This window comes from Streptomyces sp. NPDC057654 (genome assembly GCF_042800135.1).
In the GTDB taxonomy this organism is placed as follows: domain Bacteria; phylum Actinomycetota; class Actinomycetes; order Streptomycetales; family Streptomycetaceae; genus Streptomyces.
Map to the genome: position 1 here is coordinate 1 of NZ_JBHVHQ010000306.1, position 8,998 is coordinate 8,998.

The 8,998-nt window shown below is 72.5% G+C and carries 7 protein-coding genes and 1 pseudogene; 1 reads left to right on the forward strand and 7 read right to left on the reverse strand.

Translation table 11 applies throughout. The features are described 5' to 3' along the window. Nucleotides 1–30: 30 nt before the first annotated feature. The 6 genes from pelF to ACFU99_RS22165 form a co-directional block, all read right to left on the reverse strand. Entirely contained in the window at nt 31–1,533 is a 1,503-nt protein-coding gene (gene pelF / locus ACFU99_RS22140) for a GT4 family glycosyltransferase PelF (protein ID WP_384394556.1), read from the reverse strand. A gap of 58 nt (nt 1,534–1,591) precedes the next feature. Beyond that, nucleotides 1,592–3,766 carry a hypothetical protein gene (locus ACFU99_RS22145; RefSeq protein WP_384394558.1) on the reverse strand — a complete coding sequence of 725 codons (2,175 nt, stop codon included), beginning with the start codon at nt 3,764–3,766 and terminating at the stop codon, nt 1,592–1,594. A gap of 573 nt (nt 3,767–4,339) precedes the next feature. After that, nucleotides 4,340–4,780: a nitroreductase family deazaflavin-dependent oxidoreductase gene (locus tag ACFU99_RS22150; protein ID WP_384394560.1), complete on the reverse strand. Its 441-nt coding sequence runs from the start codon at nt 4,778–4,780 to the stop codon at nt 4,340–4,342. Between the two features lie 130 nt (nt 4,781–4,910). Then, nucleotides 4,911–5,408 (reverse strand): NUDIX domain-containing protein, encoded by a 498-nt coding sequence (locus ACFU99_RS22155; RefSeq protein WP_384394562.1) that lies wholly within the window; start codon nt 5,406–5,408, stop codon nt 4,911–4,913. A 183-nt stretch (nt 5,409–5,591) separates the two neighbouring features. After that, nucleotides 5,592–6,158 carry a hypothetical protein gene (locus tag ACFU99_RS22160; protein ID WP_384394564.1) on the reverse strand — a complete coding sequence of 189 codons (567 nt, stop codon included), beginning with the start codon at nt 6,156–6,158 and terminating at the stop codon, nt 5,592–5,594. A gap of 106 nt (nt 6,159–6,264) precedes the next feature. Continuing rightward, complete coding sequence (locus ACFU99_RS22165) at nt 6,265–7,032, reverse strand: glutamate racemase (RefSeq protein ID WP_384394566.1); 768 nt, start codon at nt 7,030–7,032, stop codon at nt 6,265–6,267. 154 nt (nt 7,033–7,186) lie between these two features. Between ACFU99_RS22165 and ACFU99_RS22170 the strand changes: the two genes are divergently transcribed. Further along, nucleotides 7,187–8,356 carry a glycosyltransferase gene (locus tag ACFU99_RS22170; RefSeq protein ID WP_384394567.1) on the forward strand — a complete coding sequence of 390 codons (1,170 nt, stop codon included), beginning with the start codon at nt 7,187–7,189 and terminating at the stop codon, nt 8,354–8,356. Between the two features lie 10 nt (nt 8,357–8,366). Here ACFU99_RS22170 and ACFU99_RS22175 read toward each other — a convergent pair. After that, nucleotides 8,367–8,998: pseudogene (locus tag ACFU99_RS22175) on the reverse strand (Tellurium resistance); the annotation flags it as partial.

Sequence of the window (8,998 nt, forward strand, 5' to 3'; positions counted from 1 at the left end):
CGTCGGGAGGCACGAGTCTGAGTAATCCGCTCATCCCGCACCGCCCGCTGCCATGGCCATGGCGGGGGCCTCCTCGGCCGTGAAACCGCCGGAGGAGCCGAGGAGTTCGTGGTAGATGTCGCGGAAGGCGGTGATCGTCTGGCGGAGCGTGAACTGTTCGATCACCCGCAGCCTGGCTGCCTGGCCCATCTTGGTGCGCTCCTCCCGGTCGCCCAGCAGCCGCAGCGCGGCGCGGGCCATCCGCTCCGGGTCCCGCGGCGGCACGACGAGTCCGCTGTCGCCGACGGCCTCGCGTACGCCCCCGACGTCCGTCGAGACGGTGGCGCGGCCACAGGACATGGCTTCGATGAGGGTGAAGGGGAAGCCTTCGCTGATGCTGGAGAGCATGACGACGTTCCCGGCGGCGTAGGCGTCCCGGATGTCCTCGACCCGTCCCTCGAAGGTGACCGCGTCGGCCGCGCCGAGTTCCGCGGCGAGCGCTTCGCAGCCCTTGCGGTAGCCCTCCGCGCCGCGCGGGGTGCCGCCGAAGATCCGCAGCCGGGCGGCCGGAATCTCGGTGCGGACGATCGCGAAGGCGCGGATGAGGGTCTCCAGGTCCTTGATGGGGTCGACGCGGCCGGCCCAGCTGAGCGTCGGCTCCTCGGGTTCGGGTCCGGCGAAGGGGAAGGCGGCGGGGTCCACGCCGTTGTAGACGGTGCGGATGCGGTCGGGCGAGGTGCCGCCGTGCTCCTCCCAGCGCCGGTTGTAGCGGTTGCCGGGCGTGACGAGCGCGGCGCACCGGTAGCTCTCCTGGGCGAGCAGCCGGAAGAAGCCGAGCATCAGCGCCCGTACGGGCCAGCGGTAGGGCTCCTTGCGGAAGCCCAGATAACGTTCGCGCAGATATATGCCGTGCTCGGTGAGGAGGAACGGCGTGCCGTGCCGGTGGTGGGCGAGCAGCCCGGGCAGGGCCGCGAGCCCGCCGCTGACCGCGTGCGCGACCCCGCCGGGCGCGGGGCGCGCGGCGAGCGGGCGCAGCGCGTGTTCGAGCAGGTCGGTCGCGGTCAGCGCGTCGTGCAGGGTGGGCCGGGCGGCGGCGGTGGGCAGCCGGGGGTCGGTCCACAGTCGGGCGAGGGTGCGGGTGGCGGCCTCCGAGCGCAGCGCCGCGGAGAGCGTGCCGCGCTCGGCGTAGTCGGCCAGCCGGTAGAGCTCGTCGGAGAAGTGGTACTCCTGGTCGGGGTCGAGGAGTGCGCAGAGGAACTTCTCGTAGCCGTCCAGGAATTGGCGCATGGCGCGGCGGCGCGGGGCGGCGCCGTCGGGCGCCGTCCCCCACAGCGGCAGGCATTCGCACCCCTCGACGTTGGCCGGGAGCTGCCAGGCGAATTTCTCCTGGCCGGTCCCGGTCACCGCGATGATCTTGAAATCGACGTCCGGCATACCCTGGACGAGCTGGTCGCACCAGACGCTCACGCCGCCGTGGCTGTGCGGATAGGTGCCCTCGGTGAGCAGCGTCACCGAGACGGTGCCGAACCCCGGTCCGGCGGGCGGTTCGTGCATGGAAGTCGCTTCTCCCCGATCGGTACTTCCCTGGAGACGGTGCGGAACGGCGGTCCTCCTACCGCCGGTTGGTGTCTCCGGGTCCGTAGCTCACCGGGTGGCTCACTCCGGCCGGGACCGGAAGGCCGGCGGCCGGGCGCTGTACGTGCGCGGCGGGGCCGGCGTGCGCCGCGGGGTGCGGGGTGAGCGCGGCGGGCAGGTCGAGGGCGATGTCGCTCTGCCCGGCCGCGGGCGCGGCCCAGCCGGAGCGCTGCCCCGCGTACGCGCCGCCGAAGGGCGTCTGCGACGTGCCGTTCTTCTGCACGGTGCCGTCGGGGGCGGTCACCGGCGCCTTGACGCCGGCGGGCGCGCTGACGGTGACGGCCGAGCCGATCCGGTAGGCGGTGACCTGTCCGGCGGCGACGGCCCGCTGCCAGTCGGCCCGCTCGCGCAGCTCCGTGCCGGCCTCGCTCATCCGCGGGTTGACCAGCGGGGTGTTGTCGGCGAACAGGGCCTTGTACTCGCCGAGGATCTTCTCCAGCGCCTGGTAGCCGATGCGCTCCTCGGAGAGGTTGGACTGGTGCATGAAGTGCGGGCGCGGGTCGTTGCCCAGCACGTGGCCGAGCGCGATACGGGCTTCGAGCGGCACGATGTACGAGGTGTAGCCGGTCTCGATGTCCAGCGGCTCGGGCAGGCAGGTGGTGGTCGTGGAGTTCTCGCAGGTGCCGCTGCCGCCGTCGGACTTCTTGCCGTAGATCCAGTTGTACTCGTCGACCTCTTCGGCGGCCTTGCCCGCGTTGTAGAAGACGTTCATGGGGTAGCGGGGCACGGTGAGCGCGGGGCCGACCTTGCGCTGGCCCTTCTCGCGGGAGGTGTCGCTGCCGAGCCAGGTGGCGCCGGTCGTGGTGAGCGAGGGCGCGAGCTCGGGGTTGTCGTCGGGCTGCTGGGGCGTGGTGGACAGGCCGGAGTGCTCGCCGGTGACCAGCTCGTCCGGCTCCACGGTCAGCCCTTCCTTGCGGGCCCAGTCGAGGTTGTCCTGGATCTGCGAGACGATCTCGGAGCGCGGGGTCCACAGCGGCTTGCCGGCGGCGTCCGTCTTGCACTTCCAGGGCACCACGCTGAGGTCCTGCACGCAGCCGAGCCAGGCGTGGGTCAGGGTGTGGTTGATCCAGCGGTACGAGCCCTGGTCGGCCACGAACTTCTCGGCGAGCGGGTCCTTGCCGCCGTGATCCGCCTTGTACTCGATGCTGCCGCCGCCGTTGTAGGCGAAGTCGATCTTGATGCCGTGCTCCTGCGACCACTCCTTCGCGTGCTCCGCGTCGTCGGTGGTCATGCGGATGGGGGCGGTGTCGGGCTCGGTGCCGCCGGGGCAGTCGACGTCGCCCGGCGTGCAGTTGAGCTCGCTGTCCCACCGGTCGTCGGCGGCGAAGAGGTCGTCGACGTGGATGGAGAAGTAGTTGTGGGAGGCGCCCAGGTGGATGCCCTGGGTCAGCCACTCCACGACGCCGCGCGACACGAGCCGCTGCTGGCTCTGGTACTCGTTGTAGACGAAGGTCACCACGAGTTCGCTGCGCCCGTCGTGCGTGTACTGGCCGATCAGGGAGCCGCGGGCGGTGCTGCCGGGAATGGCGGTGTCGAGAAGGGTGGTGAAGGTCGCGCCGTCCTGCTGCTTGGCGAGCGGTACGGCCGCATAGCCGTAACTCTCGTCGACGGAGGTGTCGTTGTCCTCAAAAGGAACGTTTCCACTGAGGTATTTGAAAGGTCCGGCCGCGCCGGCCGCGGTCACCTGCGCGGTGTGCCCGTCCAGCGGGCCGAGGTATCCGGAGTCCTGCGCGAGGTTGAGGCCGACGGCGGGGCGGGCGTAGGTGTAGGCGTCCACCTGCCGTATGCCGAAACGCTTCTCGTACGCGGCCAGCGCGGCCATTTCCTTCGAGTCGGCGCCGAAGGGGTTGTCGTTCGGCAGTACCACGCCCTGGTACTTGGCGCGCGGCCGCCCGTCGACGGTGTCGCTGAGGAACGCCTCGTCGATGCGGGCGCGCCCGCTGTCGGCGAGCTTGACGGTGGTGAACGGCGTGCCGGCGCCGGTCAGTTCGGCGCGTATCGCCGCGGTGGCGGGCTCGCCGTCGTCGACGACCAGGAGCCGTAAGTCGACTCTGGGCGTGTCGTCCGCGGCGCTCGCCCCGGACGCCGGAAGCGCCATCGCGAGCAGTGCGGCAGCGGCGCATGCCGATGCCAGTCGGGCCAGTTGCCCCATGGTGTTCTCCCCCCGGGACGGACCGCACGCGGCGCCGTCCGGTAAAGGCGCGTGCGCAGCACGAAGAGCGGAGCCCGCACGCGAAACCGATGTCTTCCTTCGAGTGCGGTGTGACCCCAACGGCGGCCGGAGCTCCCCACCCCGGCTCAGCACGCCCCTCCTGCGCCCCTGCACGGGCCCCACGCCCACGCCTCAACCGCACAGCCATATATTGCGGCAAACCGGAGTGCCGCGAGTCGCACACCGCTCAGGAAGCGGCCATCGCGCGTCGTCGGCTGTCCTGAATGCATGCTGCAAGAATCGCGGCGGTCACCTCGGCGCGATGGCGGCGTGTGTCGGTGGCACATGTGGTGACCTGGACCGGTATTGGCCTAGTCCAGCCGATCGACTGGTCCGCTCCGATGTTCGGGAGGCGTACGCCCCGAGGACACGGCGGCCCGGAAATCGGCCGAATGATGGCCCTCCCAAATGTCAGGTACATATAGGAACGGGCGGCTCCGCCCCACCCGTACCACGGGCCGGGCCGGCGGAACCGCCCGCTCCTGCTGTCCGAAGGACCCTGCTCCCCGGGGCTCAGGCCCCGGCGGACTCCAGCACGAACACCGGAATCTCACGGTCCGTCTTGCGCTGGTACTCGGCGTACTCCGGGTACGCCTCGACCGCGCGCCGCCACCACAGCGCCTTCTCCTCGCCGGTGACCTCGCGCGCCGTGTAGTCCTTGCGCTCGGCCCCGTCCTGGAGCTCGACGCGCGGGTCGGCCGCCACGTTGAAGTACCAGACCGGGTGCTTGGGCGCGCCGCCCACCGAGGCGACCACGGCGTAGGCGCCCTCGTGCTCCACCCGCATCAGCGGCGTCTTGCGGATCTTGCCGGACTTCGCGCCCCGGGTCGTGAGGATGATGACGGGCAACCCGAATATCGTGTTCCCCTCGCGGCCGTCGGTCCGCTCGAACAGCTCCACCTGCTCGCGCACCTGGCTCGACGGACTGGGCTCGTACTCTCCCTCTAGCGGCATGGCGTCCTTCCCCTCATAGAAGAGCGATCGTCGTAGAAGAGCGATCGGCGGCGTCGTGCCCGGCCGGTCCTGGCCCGCGCCACTCATGATCATTGCCTATCACCCGGTCCCCCGCGACGGACGACCGGCCCTATCCGCGCACCGGCTCCGCGGCGGCCTCGACCCCCTGGAACCACGTGGGCCCGTCCCCCATGGCCTGCTTGATCCGCGTCGTGGCGAACTCCTCCATGGCGGGCAGCGCGTCCAGCGAGAACCACCCCACCTCCAGGGATTCGTCGTCGTTGACCTTCGCCTCCCCGCCGACGACGCGGCACCGGAAGCAGATGTCCATGAACTGGCAGACGTCCCCGTTGGGGTACGTCACCCGGTCCAGCGCCTCGACCAGCAGCACCCGCTCCGGCACGACGTGCACGGCGGTCTCCTCGTACACCTCGCGCACGGCCGTCGCCGCGGGCTGCTCACCCGGCTCGGGGATGCCGCCGATGATCGACCAGCGGCCGTTGTCGGCCCGGCGGCCGAGCAGCACCCGGCCCTGCTCGTCGAAGACGATCGCGCTGACGCCGGGCATCCACAGCAGTTGGTGGCCCGCGGTCGCGCGGAGTTCTCGGATGAAGTCGGGAGTCGCCATACCCCGAGCGTAATGGCCGTGCCGATCATGCCGCCGGGACGACGCGGCGGGCCCGGGGCCCGGACCGCGCCGAAGCGCTCCGGGTTGGGCGGGACTCGGACATCGTTCGAACGCGGCCCGGAACCGGCGCGGCCAGGCCAGGACCCGGCGGGGCGGAGCAGGGCGGTAGCGCGGCGGCAGGGACTACGGCTGGATGCGGACCGTACGGCCCGGCGGGAGGTGCAGCAGGTCGCGGATCACCTGCACGGCGGCCTCGGCGTCGTCCACGGTGACCGTGAACGAGCGGCCGTCGCCGAGCCGGACCACGATCCCCTCGCCCCGCCGCACCACGACGGCGGTGCCGATCTCGGGGCGCCAGCGGTAGCCCCAGCCGCCCCACTGGCGCGGCGTGACCGTGGGCGCGAAGTCCGCGTCGACGACATGGGAGAGCAGGATGCGGCGGCGGGGCAGCCCGATGTGGCCGCAGCGCACTTCCAGGGCCTCCTTGTCGACCCGCACCGCCACGTGCACGAAGGCCAGCGTCCCGTAGAGCATCAGCAGCCCGGCCGCGAGGCAGCCGACCACGGACATCACCAGCGGCGCGAGCCCCGAGGTCCACGCGGAGTCGACGGCCAGCTGCACGCCCAGGGCCACGCAGGCCGCGCCCGCCGCGGCCAGCAGCCACTGCACTCTGTTCGTGGCGCGCCCGGTCCAGACATCGGGGATGTGCGGGGTCACGCCCGGCTTCTCGTCCTCGGTGTGGTCCTTCATGGGAGGCAGCCTACCCATATTCGGGCATGCCAGCAGGGGGCCGAACGTCCCGCACCGTCCGTACCCATGTTCCCCCTGGTCCATTCCTCCAGGTGGGCCCCTGCTGTCAGGCCGGGCTGACCACCGCCAGAAGACGACCCTCCGGATAGGTGAGCGAGGCCGGCTCCAGGGCCGCCTCCCGGCCGCCGAGGAGGACGGTGAGACCGCCGGTGGCGTCGGCCTCGGGGGCGGGGAGCTCGCCGGTCCGGCGCAGCGCCTGGGCGGCGACGGCGTCGGCCGAGCCGTAGAGCGCGGGCGGCGGCGCGGCGGGCCGCCGCACGGCTTCGAGGATGCGCTCCGCGACCAGCTCGTAATGGGTGCACCCCAGGACGACGGCCCTTACCTCGTGGGGCGTACGGGCGGCGGCCACGGCCACCGCGGCGTCGAGCGCGTCCGGGTCGGCGTGCTGCACGGCGTCGGCGAGGCCGGGGCAGGCCACCTCGGTGACGTCGACCCCGTCGGCGAAGTCGCGGATCAGGCCGCGCTGGTAGGGGCTGCCGGTGGTGGCCGGGGTGGCCCAGATGGCGACCGGCCCGCCGCCGGCCGCCGCGGGCTTGATCGCCGGGACGGTCCCGATCACGGGGATCTCCGGCTCCAGCTCGGCGCGGATCGCGTCCAGGGCGTGCACGGAGGCGGTGTTGCAGGCGACGATCAGGGCGTCGGGGCGGTGCGCGGCGGCGGCCCGTACGCAGCCGAGGGAGAGTTCGGTGACCTCCTCGGCGCTCCGGGGGCCCCAGGGCAGCGTGTCGGGCGCGGAGGAGAGCACCAGATCGGCGTCGGGTCGCAGCCGGCGCACGGCGGCCGCCGCGGCGAGCAGCCCGTTACCAGAGTCCATAAGCGCGATCTTCACTCGATCACCTTACCGGGGCGGTCTCTCCGGGGGCGCGCAGGGGCGGACGCCCCGCGCCGCACGCCTCTCGACACGTCCTCCCCGCGTTCGTGCCGGGGCCTCCCTCCGCCCGGCCGCCCGGTGCGGCAGACTGCGGCGGGTGAACGCGTTGACCTGGATCGCCGTCGTCTCCCTGGCCGCCTGGGGGTGGCTACTGCTGGGACAGGGCTTCTTCTGGCGTACGGACGTCAGGCTGCCGGACCGCGCGCCGCCCGCCGAGTGGCCCTCCGTCGCGGTGGTGGTGCCGGCCCGCGACGAGGCCGAGGTCCTGCCGCTGAGCCTGCCCACGCTGCTCGCCCAGGAGTACCCGGGCCGCGCGGAGGTCTTCCTGATCGACGACGGCAGCTCGGACGGCACCGGGGAACTGGCGCGGTCGCTCGCGGCCGACCGGGGCGGGCTGCCCCTGACCGTCGATGCGCCGGGCGAGCCGGAGCCCGGCTGGACCGGGAAGCTGTGGGCGGTGCGGCACGGGATGGCGCTGGCCCGCGCCCGTACGGACGCTGCGTACGTGCTGCTCACGGACGCCGACATCGCGCACGGCCCGGACAGCCTGCGCGAGCTGGTGGCCGCGGCGCGGTCGAACGGGCTGGACATGGTGTCGCAGATGGCCCGGCTGCGGGTGGAGACCGCCTGGGAGCGGCTGATCGTCCCGGCCTTCGTGTACCTCTTCGGGCAGCTGTTCCCGTTCCGCTGGGTCAACCGGCCCGGCGGGCGGACGGCGGCGGCAGCGGGCGGCTGCGTGCTGCTGAGTGCGGAGGCGGCCGAGCGGGCGCGTATCCCGGAGGCCATCCGGCAGGCGGTGATCGACGATGTGACGCTGGCGCGGGCGGTCAAGGGGACCGGCGGGCGGATCTGGCTGGGGCTGGCGGACCGGGTGGAGAGCGTCCGGCCGTACACGGGCCTGGGGCCGCTGTGGCGGATGGTGTCACGGAGCGCGTACGCGCAGCTGCGCCACAACCCGCTGGTGCTGCTGGGCACGGTCGTGGGGCTCGCGGTGGTGTACCTCGCGCCGCCCGTAACGGTGGTGGCGGGGCTCGCGGGCGGCGCGGCCGCCCCGGCGCTGCTCGGCGGCTGCGCCTGGGCGGTCATGACCGGCACCTATCTGCCGATGCTGCGCTACTACCGGCAGCCGCCGTGGCTGGCTCCGCTGCTGCCGCTGATCGCCGCGGGGTATCTGGCGATGACCGTGGACTCCGCGGTGCAGCACTACCGGGGCCGCGGCGCGGCCTGGAAGGGGCGTACGTACGCCCGTCCCGAGGCCGCGCCGTGAGCGGTGGCGGCTATTTGCGGCCGGGGGTCCAGTTCATGCCCCAGCCGTAGGCGCGGTCCAGGGTGCGCTGGGGGCTGACGCCGCGGTCCGGCACGAGGTAGCGGGCCTCGCGCTGGACCATGAGGTCGTCGCCGGTGTTGGTGATCAGGGCGAGGGCGGCGACGGTCGACTGCACCGTGCACTCGTCGAGCGAGAAGTCGATCGGCGCGCCGCCCTGCGGGGTCAGCGTGACCGTGGCGTGGAGGTTGGCGAAGCTCCTGGCGCCCTCATAGATCGTCACGAACACCAGCACACGGGCGATTTCCGCCTTGTGGTCGAGGTTGATCGTGAGGTTCTCGCCGGCGTCCGAGGCGCCGGTCCGGTCGTCGCCGTCGAGGTGGATGTAGGGGGCCTGGCGCAGCGAGCCGAAGGAGTTGCCGAGGGCCTGGACCACGCCCTTGGTGCCGTCGGTGAGTTCGTAGAGCGCGCCGAGGTCCAGGTCGAGGTCGGCGTGCATGGCCATGGCCTTGCCGAGCTTCTGGCCCCAGCCCTTGAACTGCTTGCGGACCTCCCAGTTGAGGTTGACGCGCATCGAGCCCGAGGTGCCGCCCTGCTTGGTGAGCGAGACGGAGGGCGCCTCCTTGGTGAGCGTCACCTTGGTGA

What these genes read in the sequence shown, in the direction of transcription:
- pelF (WP_384394556.1), bottom strand. Translation starts at nt 1,533, where the DNA reads ATGCACGAACCGCCCGCCGGACCGGGGTTCGGCACCGTCTCGGTGACG.
- ACFU99_RS22145 (WP_384394558.1), bottom strand. Translation starts at nt 3,766, where the DNA reads ATGGGGCAACTGGCCCGACTGGCATCGGCATGCGCCGCTGCCGCACTG.
- ACFU99_RS22150 (WP_384394560.1), bottom strand. Translation starts at nt 4,780, where the DNA reads ATGCCGCTAGAGGGAGAGTACGAGCCCAGTCCGTCGAGCCAGGTGCGC.
- ACFU99_RS22155 (WP_384394562.1), bottom strand. Translation starts at nt 5,408, where the DNA reads ATGGCGACTCCCGACTTCATCCGAGAACTCCGCGCGACCGCGGGCCAC.
- ACFU99_RS22160 (WP_384394564.1), bottom strand. Translation starts at nt 6,158, where the DNA reads ATGAAGGACCACACCGAGGACGAGAAGCCGGGCGTGACCCCGCACATC.
- ACFU99_RS22165 (WP_384394566.1), bottom strand. Translation starts at nt 7,032, where the DNA reads ATGGACTCTGGTAACGGGCTGCTCGCCGCGGCGGCCGCCGTGCGCCGG.